The organism is Caballeronia insecticola (assembly GCF_000402035.1).
Classification (GTDB): domain Bacteria; phylum Pseudomonadota; class Gammaproteobacteria; order Burkholderiales; family Burkholderiaceae; genus Caballeronia; species Caballeronia insecticola.
Map to the genome: position 1 here is coordinate 555,739 of NC_021288.1, position 14,156 is coordinate 569,894.

General features: G+C 63.6%; 12 protein-coding genes. 5 read left to right on the forward strand and 7 right to left on the reverse strand.

Going from position 1 to position 14,156, the window contains the following annotated elements:
- Nucleotides 1–106 precede the first annotated feature (106 nt).
- The 3 genes from BRPE64_RS23245 to BRPE64_RS23255 all read left to right on the forward strand — a co-directional run bounded on the left by BRPE64_RS23245 (nt 107) and on the right by BRPE64_RS23255 (nt 3,920).
- The gene (locus BRPE64_RS23245) at nt 107–1,699 is read left to right on the forward strand and encodes a sugar ABC transporter ATP-binding protein (RefSeq protein ID WP_016347340.1); all 1,593 of its coding nucleotides are present in this window, start codon (nt 107–109) and stop codon (nt 1,697–1,699) included.
- Nucleotides 1,696–2,700, forward strand: a complete 1,005-nt coding sequence (locus BRPE64_RS23250) for an ABC transporter permease (RefSeq protein WP_044042902.1) — start codon at nt 1,696–1,698, stop codon at nt 2,698–2,700. Before BRPE64_RS23245 ends, BRPE64_RS23250 begins: the two co-directional genes overlap by 4 nt.
- A gap of 77 nt (nt 2,701–2,777) precedes the next feature.
- Nucleotides 2,778–3,920, forward strand: coding sequence for a substrate-binding domain-containing protein (locus BRPE64_RS23255; protein WP_044042903.1), 1,143 nt, complete (start codon nt 2,778–2,780; stop codon nt 3,918–3,920).
- A gap of 64 nt (nt 3,921–3,984) precedes the next feature.
- Here the strand turns inward: BRPE64_RS23255 and BRPE64_RS23260 are convergent, their stop codons facing one another.
- From BRPE64_RS23260 to BRPE64_RS23280, 5 genes are read right to left on the reverse strand one after another with little or no spacing between them, the layout of a single operon-like run.
- Nucleotides 3,985–4,905, reverse strand: coding sequence for a dihydrodipicolinate synthase family protein (locus tag BRPE64_RS23260; RefSeq protein ID WP_016347343.1), 921 nt, complete (start codon nt 4,903–4,905; stop codon nt 3,985–3,987).
- 27 nt (nt 4,906–4,932) lie between these two features.
- Complete coding sequence (locus BRPE64_RS23265; RefSeq protein ID WP_016347344.1) at nt 4,933–5,889, reverse strand: amidohydrolase family protein; 957 nt, start codon at nt 5,887–5,889, stop codon at nt 4,933–4,935.
- 4 nt (nt 5,890–5,893) lie between these two features.
- Nucleotides 5,894–6,892 carry a 4-hydroxythreonine-4-phosphate dehydrogenase PdxA gene (locus tag BRPE64_RS23270; RefSeq protein ID WP_016347345.1) on the reverse strand — a complete coding sequence of 333 codons (999 nt, stop codon included), beginning with the start codon at nt 6,890–6,892 and terminating at the stop codon, nt 5,894–5,896.
- A gap of 21 nt (nt 6,893–6,913) precedes the next feature.
- A complete protein-coding gene (locus BRPE64_RS23275; RefSeq protein WP_044042904.1) occupies nt 6,914–8,224 on the reverse strand; it encodes an MFS transporter in 1,311 nt (436 codons plus the stop codon).
- A 53-nt stretch (nt 8,225–8,277) separates the two neighbouring features.
- Complete coding sequence (locus tag BRPE64_RS23280; RefSeq protein WP_016347347.1) at nt 8,278–9,453, reverse strand: L-rhamnonate dehydratase; 1,176 nt, start codon at nt 9,451–9,453, stop codon at nt 8,278–8,280.
- 160 nt (nt 9,454–9,613) lie between these two features.
- Here BRPE64_RS23280 and BRPE64_RS23285 point away from each other — a divergent pair, with 160 nt between their 5' ends.
- Nucleotides 9,614–10,537 (forward strand): LysR family transcriptional regulator, encoded by a 924-nt coding sequence (locus BRPE64_RS23285; protein WP_016347348.1) that lies wholly within the window; start codon nt 9,614–9,616, stop codon nt 10,535–10,537.
- A gap of 21 nt (nt 10,538–10,558) precedes the next feature.
- Here BRPE64_RS23285 and BRPE64_RS23290 read toward each other — a convergent pair whose 3' ends face one another.
- Nucleotides 10,559–11,872: an MFS transporter gene (locus BRPE64_RS23290; protein ID WP_044042905.1), complete on the reverse strand. Its 1,314-nt coding sequence runs from the start codon at nt 11,870–11,872 to the stop codon at nt 10,559–10,561.
- Nucleotides 11,873–12,141: 269 nt separating this feature from the next.
- Here BRPE64_RS23290 and BRPE64_RS23295 point away from each other — a divergent pair, with 269 nt between their 5' ends.
- Complete coding sequence (locus tag BRPE64_RS23295) at nt 12,142–12,480, forward strand: hypothetical protein (protein WP_051180525.1); 339 nt, start codon at nt 12,142–12,144, stop codon at nt 12,478–12,480.
- Nucleotides 12,481–12,518: 38 nt separating this feature from the next.
- On the opposite strand, the gene BRPE64_RS23300 is transcribed toward BRPE64_RS23295, so the two are convergent.
- Entirely contained in the window at nt 12,519–14,057 is a 1,539-nt protein-coding gene (locus tag BRPE64_RS23300; protein WP_044042906.1) for a purine-cytosine permease family protein, read from the reverse strand.
- Nucleotides 14,058–14,156: the final 99 nt, after the last annotated feature.

Consider the following 14,156-nt stretch of genomic DNA (forward strand, 5'->3'; position numbering starts at 1 on the left):
TAAATGTTATTGACGCATCATTTGCCTGATGCGAAGATCACAAGACAGATCGCGACTCGAAGCGCGAAACATAAGAATTCGTCCTTGCGGCGAAGGAGACATCAGGATGAGTGAGCCGGTTGCGGGCGCGGCCGCTTCATCGGCCCGTGCGCCACTGATCCGCGTTGCAGGCGTCACCAAGCGTTTTGGTGGCGTTCAGGCGCTGCGCGGCGTCAATTTCGAAGTGCTGCCGGGCGAAGTGCACGCGCTGCTCGGCGAAAACGGCGCGGGCAAATCCACGCTCATCAAAATCCTGAGCGGCGTTCACACGTACGACGAAGGCTCCATTGAAATCGTCGGGCAAAAGGTCGCGTTCGAATCGCCGGCGAAGTCGCGCGAGGCGGGCGTGGCCGTCGTGTATCAGGATTTGAGTCTGGTCGAATCGCTGTCGGTCGGGGCGAATCTCATGCTCGGGCGCGAGCCGCGCACGCGGCTTGGCTTCGTCAAACAGCGCGAACTGATGGCGCAGGTCAGCGCGTTTCTGCGCGAACACAATATTCCGCTCGATCCGCGCGTGCCCGTCGATTCCCTGCCCTTCGCCTATCGGCAGATGACGGAAATCTGCAAGGCGCTGATGGGCGACGTGCGCGTGCTGATCCTCGACGAACCCACGTCCGCACTCACCGGCGGCGAAGAACAGATTCTCTTCGACGCCATCCGCACCGTGACGGCGCGCGGCGTCGGCGTGATTTACGTGACGCATCGGCTGAACGAAGTGTTCCGCATTTCGCAGCGCGTGACCATTCTGCGCGACGGCGCGAATGCCGGCCATTTCGCCACCGCCGAAACCGACATGAAGCAGCTCGTCGCGGCGATCGTCGGCCCGCGTCATGCCGCCATGCAGGCAAAGCAGGAAACCACGACGGGCACTTCCGCCGCACACGCGCAACGCGACATCGCACAAATCAAGGGCACGCCCGCGCTGACGCTCTCGAACGTGAGCAACGCGCGTCTGCGCAACGTGAATTTCGCGGTGCACAAGGGCGAAGTGCACGGTCTTGCCGGGCTCATCGGCAGCGGCCGCACCGAAATACTTCAGACGATCTTCGGCCTGCTGCCGCTCGAATCCGGCAGCATCGATCTCGACGGCCAGCCGTTCGCCGCGCGCCGTCCCGCCGATGCCATCGAACGCGGCATCGCGCTCGTGCCGGAAGATCGTCACGTGCAAGGACTCGTGCTGGATCATTCGATCGAACGCAATCTGACCTTGCCGCGCCTGCCGCAGTTCTCGCGCGGCGGCTGGCTGCGCGCGAAAGCCGCCGCGCTTCAGGCGCAGATCGCGATGAAGCAGCTCTCCGTGAAAGCGCCCGATGCATCGACGCAGGTGAAGTTTCTCTCCGGCGGCAATCAGCAGAAGGTCGTGTTCGCGAAGTGGAATCATCCGCGGCCGAAGGTGTTGCTGCTCGACGAACCGACCGTCGGCGTCGATGTCGGCGCGCGCGAGGAAATCTACGGCGTCGTGCACGATGCGGCCCGCGCGGGCACCGGCGTCGTGGTGGTGTCGTCGGATCTGGACGAACTGTTGCGGCTGTGCGACCGCATTTCGATTGTCGTCGACGGCTCGATACAGCGCACCGTCGCGCGAGGCGAGATTCGCCACGCGGAAGAGCTGCATCACCTCATTCAAACATTGCGCACGACCGAAGAGCCTGCAACATGAACGAATCCGTGTCACCCACTCCATTGCCCGCCGAGCAACAGAGCGCACAGCGCCGCTCGCGCGCGTGGCGTATCGCGCGCACGCTTCTGCAGGGCGATCGCCCGTACATGCTGTATATCGCGTTCGCGATTCTGCTCGTGGTGTTCAGCTTCGCGTCGCCGTGGTTTCTCTCGATCGACAACTTCCTCAATATCGGGCGGCAGACGGCGCTCGTGTCGATCATCGCGATCGGCATGACGTTCGTGATCATCGCGCGGCAGATCGATCTCTCGGTGGGATCGTCGCTCGCGCTGTCCGGCATGGCGGCGGCGCTCGCGATGTCGCATATCAACGATAGCTGGATCGTCGGCGCGATTGCGGGCATCGGCACGGGCGCGATCGTCGGCGCGATCAACGGCTTCGTCACGACGCGCCTGAGCATTCCGTCGTTCCTCGTCACGTTGGGCTCGCTCTCGGCGGCGCGCGGCCTCGCGCTGATGGTCACCACGACGCGCCCCGAAATCATCACCAATGACACCTTCATCTCGATCTTCGGCGAAGGCTCGATTGCAGGCGTCCCGGCGCCAATTCTATGGACGCTGCTGGCTGTTGTCGGCGGCATTCTGCTGTTGCACTACAGCGTGTTCGGCCGGCAGATTTACGCCGCGGGCGGCAACCCGACCGCCGCGCTTTACTCGGGCATCAACATTCGCCGCGTGACGACGCTCGCCTTCGTGCTGACGGGCGTGCTCGCGGGTCTCGCCGCGCTCGTGCTGTCCGCGCGTTCGCATGCGGCGCGGCCGGACGTCGTGCAGGGGATGGAGCTGGATGTGATCGCATCGGTCACGCTCGGCGGCTGCAGCCTGTTCGGCGGACGCGGCTTCATACTGGGCACGCTGCTGGGCAGTCTCATCATCGGCACATTGAACAACGGGCTCGTGCTGCTCGGCGTGAGTTCGTCGCTGCAACTCGTCATCAAGGGCGTCATCATCGTCGCGGCCGTTGCCTTCACGCGCAAGTGAGCGGTGAAGTGAGCGGCACTCGCGCGACTTCATAACAGGCAGGAGACGCAGTACACAACGACCAACGGAGGGAAGTCATGAAACATCGTCGTGGATCAGGGGCTAAGCTGGCAGGCGTCGCGGTGGCGGCGACCCTGGCGCTGGGTGTGTCGCACGCATACGCGCAGACGTGCGAGAAATTGCCGGTGGCGTCGATAGGACCGGCGGGCATCGTCGGGCAAGGACCGAACGGCGAGAAGGCGGCATCGGCCGATGCAGTCAAGCTGACGGATGCCGAGGCCGCGAAGGTCAAGGCCGGCAAGTTCAAGGTCGGCATTTCGATGCAGACGATGAACCTCGACTGGTCGCAACTACAGGTTCAGGGCATCACCGATACGCTCAAGAAATACGGCGTGGAAGTGATCGGCACGGCATCGGCGGAATATCAGGTCGACAAGCAGATCGCCGACATCGAGAACACGATCCAGCGCCATCCGGACGGCATCATTTCGATTCCCGTCGATGGCACGGCTACAGCCGCAACCTACAAGAAGGTCTCGCAGGCCGGCATCAAACTCGTGTTCATGGACAACGTGCCGAAGGGGCTAAAGCATCCGCAGGAATACGCGGCGATGGTCTCCGCCGACAGCGAAGGCAACGGCCAGATCGCGGCGAAGGTGCTTGCGTCGTGCGTGCCTAAGGGTGGCACGGTGGGACTCGTGAATTTCGGCGTCGATTACTTCAGCACGACGGAGCGCACGAAGGCTGTGAACGAATGGCTCAAGAAGAACCGGCCGGACATCAAGATCAAGCAGGTCGCGTTCACGGACCCGTCGAAAGTCGGGCAAATCGCGGGCGACTTTCTCACCGCGAATCCGGACGTGAAGGGCGTGTTCGCCGTGTGGGACCAGCCCGCGCTCGACACGCTCACCTCGATGCGCGCGCAAGGCATCAACACGCCGGTGACCACGGTCGATCTGGGACTCGAATCGGCGATCGAGATCGCGAAGGGCGGACCGCTCAAGGCAACCGGCTCGCAGCGTCCGTACGATCAGGGCGTGGCCGAAGCCATGGCGATGATGAAGGCGCTCATCGGCCAGACGCCGCCTGCGTGGATCGGCGTGCAATCGCTGCCGGTGGTGCAGTCGAACGTGCTGGAATCGTACAAGACGGTGTTCAAGAAAGATCCGCCGCCGCAACTCGCCGATGCCTGCAAGAAGGCCGCGCCGGCCTGTCACTGAGCGGCTTTTCATGCGGTGAACCGAAAGCGGAGTCCTCATGGGCTTCGCTTTTTTTTTTGACGGTTCAGCGCCCCCAGCGCAGCACCAGCGGATCGAGCCGCCGTGCCACCTTGAGCAGCCCTTCTCGCACCTTCGGATGCATCGGCGCGAGCGGATGGCGCACCGCATCCGAGCGGATCACGCCGCCCTCCTTCATCAGCGTCTTGCAGGCCGCAAGCCCGCACTGGCGATTCTCGTAGTTGATGAGCGGAAGCCACTGCTGATAAAGCGCCTCCGCCTGTTCGATGTCGCCGGACGCATACGCATCGACGATCTTGCGGATGCCGTCGGGATAGCCGCCGCCCGTCATCGCGCCGGTTGCGCCCGCATCGAAATCCGGAATCAGCGTGATGGCTTCCTCGCCGTCCCACGGGCCGACGATCGCATCGCCGCCCAGTTCGATCAGCTCGCGCAGCTTCAATGCCGCCTGCGCCGTCTCGATCTTGAAGTACGAAACATGCTCGATTTCGCGGGCGAGTCTCGCGAGAAACGGCGCGGCGAGCGGCGTGCCCGCGACCGGCGCATCCTGAATCATGATGGGAATGTCGATCGCATCCGACACGCGCTGATAGAACTCGTGAATGCCGCGCTCGTTCACGCGGATCGTCGCGCCGTGATACGGCGGCATCACCATGACCATCGCGGCGCCCGCGTCCTGCGCCGCGCGGCTGCGCTCGGCGCACATCTGCGAGCCGAAATGCGTGGTCGTGACAATCACTGGCACGCGGCCCGCAACGTGTTCCAGCACGGTGCGCTGTACCGTCTCGCGTTCCGCGTCGGACAGCGCGAACTGCTCGGAGAAGTTCGCGAGAATGCATACGCCGTGCGAGCCGGCGTCGATCATGAAATCGATGGCGCGTTTCTGGCCTTCGAGATCGAGCCGTCCTGCGTCATCGAAAACGGTGGGCGCGACGGGGAATACGCCGCGATAGATCGGTGCAGCCATCTGAAGAATGTCTCCTGTTTGAAGGGTCTAAATGCGATAGAGCGTGCACGCGTTGTCGTGAAAGAGCGCGAGCCGCTCCTCGCGTGTGCGCGCCGCGACCATCGCCTTGAAGCCACTGAACAGATCGTCGAGCGTGACCACGAGACTGTCGACGGGAAAGTTGCTCGCGAAGAGACAACGCGCCGCGCCGAAGCTCGCGATCGCATCGCGCACGACCGGGCCGTTGCGCGCCACGCTCCACGTCACGCCCGGCTCGCCGATGCCCGAAATCTTCAGCCACACGTTGGGATGACGCGCGAGCGCATCGAGCGCGCTACGCCACGCGGCGAGTGCTTCGTCGCTGCGGTCGGACGGCAGACCCGTGTGATTCACGATGATCGTCGTGCGCGGAAAATCGCGCGCGAGTTCGGCCGCTTCCTCGAAGTGCCACCACGGCGCCTGCAATTCGAACATCAGCCCGCTTGCGTCGAGCAGTGCGTAGCCGCGTCGCCAGCGTTCGCAACGCATCGAGCCGGGCGCGCTGAAATCGGGGCGATGCGCGGCGCGCGGCACGCTCGCGGGCTTGTGCCGCACGCTGCGCACGAGCGGCATATCACGGTAGACGGCGAGCACATCGGCCACATCTTCGCGGTCGAGCCAGATCTGCGCGGCCATCGCGCTCGGCAAGCCCGCGCGCCGATGCAACGCGGTGGCCCAGTGTGCTTCGCCCGTCGGATCGCGCGGGTCCCACTCGCCTTCCATCATCACCGTCTTGACGATGCGATGACTGCCCGCCCGCGCGAAATAATCGTCGGGCAGGAAGTCGCGGCAGATCGACTCGTAATCGCCGTAACGAAACGGGATGCGCGGCACGTCGCGCAGCCACGGATGATAGTTGCGCTGCAAATCCCAGAAGTGATGATGCGCATCGACGATAGGCAAGTCCGCGTCGTCGCCGCTATTCAGGAAGCGCTGGCGCAAGGCCTCGATGTGCTCGCGCATCATGGCGTCATTCCAGCCGGTCCTGCGCCATGCGCACGGCGATATCGAACGCCTTCTGCGTCGCGCCCACGTCGGCTTGCCCCTTGCCGTGGATGTCGAACGCGGTGCCGTGCGCGGGCGTCGTGATCGGCACCGGCAGGCCGCCATGCACCGTCACGCCGCGCCAGAAGCCCATCAGCTTCATCGCGATCTGGCCTTGGTCGTGATACATCGTGACCACGCCGTCGAAGGCTTTCTGGTCGCGCGCGCGCACGAAGATCGTGTCGGCGGGGAACGGACCTTGAGCGTCGAAACCGAGTGCGCGCGCTTTGTCGACGGCGGGCGCGATCACGTCGAGTTCCTCGCGGCCGAACGCGCCGTTGTCGCCGTTATGCGGATTGAAGCCGCACACTGCGATACGCGGCGACGCGATGCCCGCGCGCTTCAGGCCATCGTCGATCAGGCGGATCGCACCGATAATGCGCTGCTCCGACAACTTCGCGCTCACGTCCTTCAGCGCCATGTGCGAGGTGACGCGCGAGGTCCACAGTTCGTCGAGCACGTTGAACTCGCAGAACGCGCCGCTGTAGTCGAGCTGACGCGCGAACCATTCCATTTCGTCGCTCGTCTCCATGCCCGCCATGTGCAGCGAAGTCTTGTTGACGGGCGCGAACATCATCGCGTGGGTGCGCTTGTCCTGCGTCAGCGAGAGCGCCTGTTTGAAGGCTTCAAGACTGTAGCGGCCGCCGCGTTCCGTCGATACGGCGCGCTCGTAGGGGGCATCGTCGAGACGGAAATCGATCAGCGCGGGTATGTCGGTATCGCGCGTCGCATCGGCTTCGTTCTCGACCACGGTGTAGTCGAAGCGTTGCTGCGCGATCTCCATGCCGCGATCGAGTTCGCGCTTGTCGCCGATGATCAGCAGATCGGCGCGCGCGCGGTTCTCGGGCCGCGCGAGCAGACGCGCGATGAGTTCGGGACCGATGCCGGCAGGGTCGCCGAGCAGGACTGCAATACGGGGTTTCATGGTAGTTGTGCCTTTCAGGTATCAGCGCGTATGGCGCAGGTCGATGGCGAGCGAGCCGAAGATGTACACCAGCGCACAGGCGCTATAAAAATGCAGCACCGCATCGAACGATCCGGTGCGTTGAAGAATGAAGCCGGTGATGAGCGGAATCGAAATCCCGCCGACGCTGCCCGCACAATTCATGCACGCGCCGAGCAGACCGACGCGCCCCGGACTCGCGAGCAGCGACGGCAGGCTCCAGTACAGGCTGCCCCACAACAGCACGAACGCCGCCGCGCACAGTACCGCGATGGCCGTCACCGGTGACGAAATGCCCGGCAGCGCCGCGAACACCGCGAGCGTCGCGAGACCCGACACCGCGATCATGCTCTTTACGACCTTGCCGCGTGCGAAGCCCCGCGAGCACAATGCATCGCAGAGAAAGCCGCCTGTCAGCGAGCCGCACGCACCGGCCAGAAAGATGAAGAACGTCGCCGCGCCGATCTGCGACAGGCTCAGGCCGCGCGCCTGCGTCAGATAGCTCGGGCCCCAGGTCAGCAAGCCGAAGAAGATCATCGCCCAGGCCATGCGGCCCACGCACATGGCAACCGTCGAGCGCAGCGGCAAGGGCGCGTCCTGCGTGTGCACGCTTGCCTGAATCGCGGCGCTTGCCTGCGCGGGCGCGCCATCGCGGATATGATCCAGCTCCGCTGCATTGACACTGGGATGCTTCGCCGGATCGTCACGCAAATAGCGCCAGGCGAGCCATCCGCACGCGATGGTCGCCAGGCCCGCGACGACGAACGCTGTGCGCCACGAGCCGAACATCAGGATCAGGTTGGAGATCGCCAGGCCGCCGATCGCCGCGCCGAGCGGCGAGCCCGCGTCCATCAGCACCGCGCCCCGCGCGCGTTCTTTCTTCGAGAGCCACAGCGCGTTGAGCTTGCTGCCCGCCGGAAAGAGCGGCGCTTCGGCGCCGCCCAGCCCGACGCGCATGACGAGCATCGAGAGGCCGCCCGTCGCCGCGCCCATCAGCGTCTGAAACAGGCCCCACAGGACCGTTGCGCCCGCGACCACCTTGCGCGCGCCGAAGCGGTCGATCAGCCAGCCGCCCGGAATTTGCAGCAGCGCGTACGACCAGAAGAAGCTGGAGAGGATGAGGCCCTGCATCGCGGGCGACAACGCGAACTCTTTCGCGATGGTCGGCATCGCGATCGACAGCGAGATGCGATCCACCAGATTGATCAGCGTGATCAGAAACACGACGCCGAAGATGCGCCAGCGCACGCTGGTCGCGCGCTGTGCCGTTGCCGCATCGGGCGTCGCCGCGCGGGCCTCCATCCTGCTTTCCATGTCTGTCTCCTGTTGACTGCTTCACGGGCTGCGTTGGCCCGGCCGTCATGCGGCTATTCGATGATGTCGAAATCCTTCAGATGCTTGTCCGAGAGCGAGATGCCGAGACCCGGCGTTTCGTCGGAGAGTTGCAGATAGCCGTTCTCCGGCTGCGGTTCGCCATCGAAGATGTAATAGAAAAGCTCGTTGCCTACTTCGACGTCGAACACCGGGAAGAACTCCGACATCGGACTGGCGGTCGAGGCCATCGTGAGGTGATAGTTGTGCATCTGCCCCGCGTGCGGGATGACGGGCACCGACCACGCCTCGGCCATCGCATTGATCTTGCGCGCCGCCGTGATGCCGCCCACGCGGTTGGTGTCGTATTGAATGACGTCCACCGCGCGCCGTTCGAGCAGGTCCTTGAAGCCGTACACGGTGAACTCGTGCTCGCCGCCCGAGATAGGCACGATGTTCATTTTCTTGAGCTCCTGATAGCCTTCGACGTCGTCACCGATGACCGGCTCTTCCAGCCAGCGCGGATTGAATTCGGCGAGGCGCGGCAGCATGCGGCGCGCATATTCGAGCGTCCAGCCCATGTAGCATTCGAGCATGATGTCCACGTCTTCGCCCGCCAGTTCGCGCAACAGGCGCACCTGTTCGAGGTTTTTCGCCATGCCCTTCGGGCCGTCCTTCGGGCCGTAGCCGAAGCGCATCTTCATCGCGGTGAAGCCCTGATCGAGATAGCCTTGCGCTTCGGCGAGAAAGGCATCGCGATTGTCGTTGTTGTAGAGCTTCGAGGCATAGCACCAGATCTTTTCTTTCGTGCGGCCGCCGAGCAGCTTGAACACGGGCTTCTTCACGGCTTTGCCCATGATGTCCCAGATGGCGATGTCCATGGCCGATATCGCCGCCATGCCAATGCCCTTGCGGCCCCATGCCAGCGTGCGGCGATACATCTTCTGCCACAGGTATTCGTAATCGAACGGATCTTCGCCGATAGCAATGGGCGCGAGATATTCATCGACGATCTGCTTGGCCACGCGCGGCGCCAGCGCGCAATTGCCGATACCCACGGTGCCGTCGTCGCATTCGATCTCGACGACCAGCCAGCCGTGGAAGCGGAACGAGCCCATCGCGTCGCCGCGTTCGTAGAGGATGTCCACCGCGTTCGTGCAGAAGTGCGGCTGCGGCGGAACGACCTTGCCCTTCCATTCGAAAACGCGTGCGCGGACGTGCTTGATCTTCATCTCGTTTGTCTCCGTTCGATCGAGTTGCGCCGCACCATTCGAGGGTTTGCGCGGCTGTTTCGGGTAACGCTAGTGTGCGAAACTCCGCGATAACTGACCATTGAATGTTTCGCATCGCCCTATTTCCTGTGGTTATCGCTCGCAAGGACGACGCCAACCCATGATCGCGCCCGCATCGACCATCCGAAAACGACTCCGCCTGCGTCATCTGCAATTGATGCTCGCGCTCTCCGAAACCGAATCGCTGCGCCGCGCCGCCGACGAACTCGCGATGACGCAGCCCGCGGCCACCAAGGCGCTGAAGGAACTGGAGGACACCGTTGGCGTATCGCTGTTCGTGCGGCATGCGCGCGGCATGGAACCGACCGTGTATGGCGAGGCCGTGATGCGCTATGCGCGCGTGATGTTCGAGGATCTCGATGAACTGCGCGAAGAACTGGCCGCCATCGAAGCGGGCGATATCGGCAAGGTGCGTATCGGTGCGGTGATGGCGCCCGCGCCGGACTTGCTCACGCGCGTGATCGTGCAACTGAAGGCGGCGCACCCGCGTTTGCAGATCAGCGTGCAGATCGATACCAGCGACGTGCTCGTGCAGGCCTTGCAGCAGGATCAGCTCGATATCGTCGTGGGACGCATACCGTATGGTTTCCCGGCGCTCGATTTGAGCTTCGAGATTTTGTCGGAGGAGGCGCTTGCCATCGTCGCGCGGCCGGATCATCCGGCGCTGGCGCCTGGCGTGAAGCCCAAGCTCGCGGACGTCGCGAAGTTCGCGTGGATCATGCAGCCGCATCCGAGCCCGATGCGCGAGGTCATCGACCAGACCTTCAGGGAATCGCGCGTGGCGCCGCCTGCGAGCACGGTGGAAACGTCGTCGATACTCACGACGCTCTCGCTGCTGCGCGATTCGGACATGCTGGCCGTGTTGCCGTCATCCGTGGCGGACTACTATGCGGCGCTCGGCACGATCGCATCGCTCGGCACGGCGTTGCGCGGCCGCCTTGCGCCCTACGGGCTGATTCTGCGCAAGAACCGGCGCATCAGCCCGGCGACCCGCCTCGTGATCGAGGCGATTCGCGCGGCATGAATGCAAGCGCCGGCCTGGGCTTCAGTGACGCTGTTCGGCGAGCTTCAAACCGTGCTCGGCCGCGGCTTCGTCGAGTGAGGCGTCCGCATCTAGCTTGATATCCGGGCGCATAAAAAACGTCATCACGATGCCCACCGCCAGCAAGCACAGCGAGCCGATGAACGGCAGCGTCCAGTTGCCCGTGCGATCGACGATAAACCCGAATGCGATCGGCGAGAAAATGCCCGCAATGGCGGAGCCCGCATTCACCAGCCCGCTTGCGATGCCCACGTGCTTCGGCGTGATGTCCATCGGCACGGCCCAGATCGGTCCGATCGTCATTTCAAGGAAGAAGAACGACAGGCTCAACGATGCGGCCATGACGGGCAGCGAATGCACGATCATCACCGGCGCGAGAAACACGAGCGCGCCCAGAAACGCGATGACGATCATGTTGCGCCGCGCGGCCACCACGTTGCCTGTGCGCTTGAGAATGCGATCCGACAACACGCCGCCCGCCGTATTGCCGACCACGCCCGAGAGAAACACGCCCGCCGAGAACAGCGCGGAGCTTTTCAGATCGAGGCCGCGTCCGTGCATGAAGAACGTCGGCAGCCACGTGAAGAACAGCCAGCCTGTCCAGCCGTAGCAGAAGTAGACCATCATCGTCGGCCCGATGCGCCGGATGAGCCGGCGCCACGGCGTCGGTTCACGCGTCTTCTTCGCGGAAGCCATCGTTTCCGGCGGCAGTTCGGCCACTTCCTCGGGCGTGATGTGCGGATGCTTGCGCGGGTCGTCCTTGAAATACCATGCGTAGATCACGACCCAGACGGCGGTGAGCGCGCCCACCAGCATGAACGACGCACGCCACGACGCGAACGCGACGAGAATCGCGATCAGCGGCGGCGTGAGCGCGTTCCCCAGACGCGAGAACGAATGCGTGAGCCCTTGCACGAAGCCGCGCTTGCTCGCCGGATACCAGTTGACGAGCGCGCGCGCCTGCGCGGGCAACGCGGCCCCTTCGCCGACGCCGAGCAGCATGCGCGCGCAGAACAGCGACACTACGCCGCCCGCGACGCCTGTTGCGAACGTCGCGATGATCCAGATCGTCGCGCACAGCACGAGCGTGGTCTTCGCGCCGACGCGGTCGCTGAACCATCCGCCGATCACCTGGCAGATCGCGTAGGTGTAGGCGAATGCGCCGAACACGAAGCCGACGTCGGTATTGGACAGATGCAGGTCGTCGCGAATCAGTCCCGCGGCGGCGGACAGATTCACGCGATCGAGATACATGATGAAGGACATCGCGCACATGAGCGCGAGAACCGACCGTGTGACTCTGGGGCGATGCGGCATGGCTTGTCTCCTGCGGGGCGCTTATGCGGCCTTTGAAGCTCTGGCGCGCTATTGTCGAGGACGAACCGCACAACGCGATCCGACGCCCAGAGTCTGGAGAAAGCGGCGATAGCCGTCTATTGAAATTCGTTTATGGAGTGATTCCCGGTGGTTATCGCTGGGGTGGAAAGAATGTCCTGTGCGATGCGCGGCACGGAAATCGTGCTTGCCGCAACTTTTGGCGGCATCATAGCGAATGGCACCCGAGCGTACGAGGACAGGAGGCAGTCGTGACAGAACCCATTGGACGGACCGAAACGCATGCCCCGTCGATATTGCAACCGCTGGAAACGCTTGCCGCTTATCTGGAACGAGCCCTCGATAAGGCGGCGAGCATCGTCATGATTCGACATACGGCCGACGTCTGTACCGTGTATATCGGCGACCCGGCGGGTCCGAAGGACGAACTCAAGCGCATCCATTCGATTTCGAATCTGCTCGCCGACAAGATACTCGAGTCGACATCGTCGGGCGCGAACCGGACCGAGATCAACGGACAGACTTATCGGTTCGTGCGCAGCTTTACACAAGTCGAAGATTTAGCCGCAGTCGTCTTCAAGCCCGCTTAACCGCCCTTGCGGCCGAACCCGCACCGATCCCCGCGCCGCTATTCCGCCTGCTCGCGACGACCCACGCGCGGCGTCATCGGCATGGGCGCAGCAGCGCGCAAGCGGCTCGACGGCGCGTCGATGATCCCGCGTCCTTGCGGACCATGAACGGCATCCGGTTCCGGAAAGCACCACAGCATCGTCACATACAGCAATGCACCCACGGCGAACGAAACCGGCACGCTGAGATCGCAGCCGCCCGCGAGCGCGCCGAGCGGCCCGACGAATTGTCCCGGCAGATTCACGAACGCAAGGCCGATGAACGCGGCCGGCAGCCAGGCGCCCATCGCGCGCCAGTTCCAGCCATGCGTGAACCAGTAGTGACCGCCGCGGCCGCCGCGATTGAACACCTGCAGATCGTCGGCGAGATAAAAGCCGCGGCGCTGCACGAAGCCGATCACCATGATCGCCATCCACGGGCAACTGAACGTGCAGATGAGCGTCGAGAACGTCGCCACGCTTTCGACCAGATTGAACGCAAAGCGTCCAAGAAAAATGAAGCCGATGGCAAGCGTGCCGATCAGCGTCGTGGCGCGCACGCGGTTGAGGTATTTCGGGAACATGCTCGACATGTCGAGGCCCGTGCCGTAGAGCGCGGTCGTGCCCGTCGACATGCCGCCGATGATCGCGATGAGGCACATCGGCAACAGAAACCAGCGTGGCGATACGGCAAGCAAACCGCCCACGTAATCGTTGGCGCCGATGTAATTCGGCGCCTGTGTCGCGATGATCGTCGCGGTCACGAGACCGAAAAGAAACGGAACGAAGGTCGCGATCTGCGCGGCGAACACGGCGCCCATCACGCGATGGCGCGGCGTCGATGGCGGGATGTAGCGTGCCCAGTCGCCGAGCGTCGATGCGAACGATACCGGATTGCTGAGCGCCACCAGCATCGCGCCGATGAACGCGGCCCAGAAACCCGCGCTGCCGTGATGCAGCGTGCCCGCATAGTGCATGTCGAAGGGCTTCGCGAACGCGAACGCGCCGAGCACGAACATGAGGCTCGCCGCCCACACGGCGATCTTGTTCACCCACAGCATGAAGCGAAAACCGTAGATGCATACGATCAGCACCAACACGGCAAACACCATGTATGCCGTGCCGAGCGTCCATGCGTTGACCGGCAGGCCCACCATGCTATGCGCGCCGCCCACGAGCGCATCGCCCGAACTCCATACCGCGAGCGAGAAGAACGCGACCGAAGTCAGCAACGCGAGAAACGAACCGACGATACGGCCATGAATGCCGAAGTGCGCGCCCGACGAGACCGGATCGCTCGTGCCGTTGCGCGGCCCGAACAGGCTCATCGGCGCGAGGATGCAAGTGCCCGCGAGCACGCCGGTGACGATGGCCCACAGGCTGGCTTCGAATGACAGTCCCACCAGAATCGGAAAGCTGCCGAGTACCGATGTCGAAAACGTGTTGCAACCGCCGAACAGCAGACGGAACAGATCGACGGGCCGCGCGTATCGCGAGGCATCGGGGATTCGCTCGAAGCCGAATGTTTCGATCTGCGTGATGCTAGTGTTGTCAGCCATCTTGTCTCGCTCCATGAGGCGTCTTCCGGCGAATCGCGCTTGCATCACGTTCTACGGATGACGCACTTTAGTTATCGGCGCTCATTCTGTTGCACATGA

What these genes read in the sequence shown, in the direction of transcription:
- BRPE64_RS23245 (WP_016347340.1), top strand. Translation starts at nt 107, where the DNA reads ATGAGTGAGCCGGTTGCGGGCGCGGCCGCTTCATCGGCCCGTGCGCCA.
- BRPE64_RS23250 (WP_044042902.1), top strand. Translation starts at nt 1,696, where the DNA reads ATGAACGAATCCGTGTCACCCACTCCATTGCCCGCCGAGCAACAGAGC.
- BRPE64_RS23255 (WP_044042903.1), top strand. Translation starts at nt 2,778, where the DNA reads ATGAAACATCGTCGTGGATCAGGGGCTAAGCTGGCAGGCGTCGCGGTG.
- BRPE64_RS23260 (WP_016347343.1), bottom strand. Translation starts at nt 4,905, where the DNA reads ATGGCTGCACCGATCTATCGCGGCGTATTCCCCGTCGCGCCCACCGTT.
- BRPE64_RS23265 (WP_016347344.1), bottom strand. Translation starts at nt 5,889, where the DNA reads ATGATGCGCGAGCACATCGAGGCCTTGCGCCAGCGCTTCCTGAATAGC.
- BRPE64_RS23270 (WP_016347345.1), bottom strand. Translation starts at nt 6,892, where the DNA reads ATGAAACCCCGTATTGCAGTCCTGCTCGGCGACCCTGCCGGCATCGGT.
- BRPE64_RS23275 (WP_044042904.1), bottom strand. Translation starts at nt 8,224, where the DNA reads ATGGAAAGCAGGATGGAGGCCCGCGCGGCGACGCCCGATGCGGCAACG.
- BRPE64_RS23280 (WP_016347347.1), bottom strand. Translation starts at nt 9,453, where the DNA reads ATGAAGATCAAGCACGTCCGCGCACGCGTTTTCGAATGGAAGGGCAAG.
- BRPE64_RS23285 (WP_016347348.1), top strand. Translation starts at nt 9,614, where the DNA reads ATGATCGCGCCCGCATCGACCATCCGAAAACGACTCCGCCTGCGTCAT.
- BRPE64_RS23290 (WP_044042905.1), bottom strand. Translation starts at nt 11,872, where the DNA reads ATGCCGCATCGCCCCAGAGTCACACGGTCGGTTCTCGCGCTCATGTGC.
- BRPE64_RS23300 (WP_044042906.1), bottom strand. Translation starts at nt 14,057, where the DNA reads ATGGCTGACAACACTAGCATCACGCAGATCGAAACATTCGGCTTCGAG.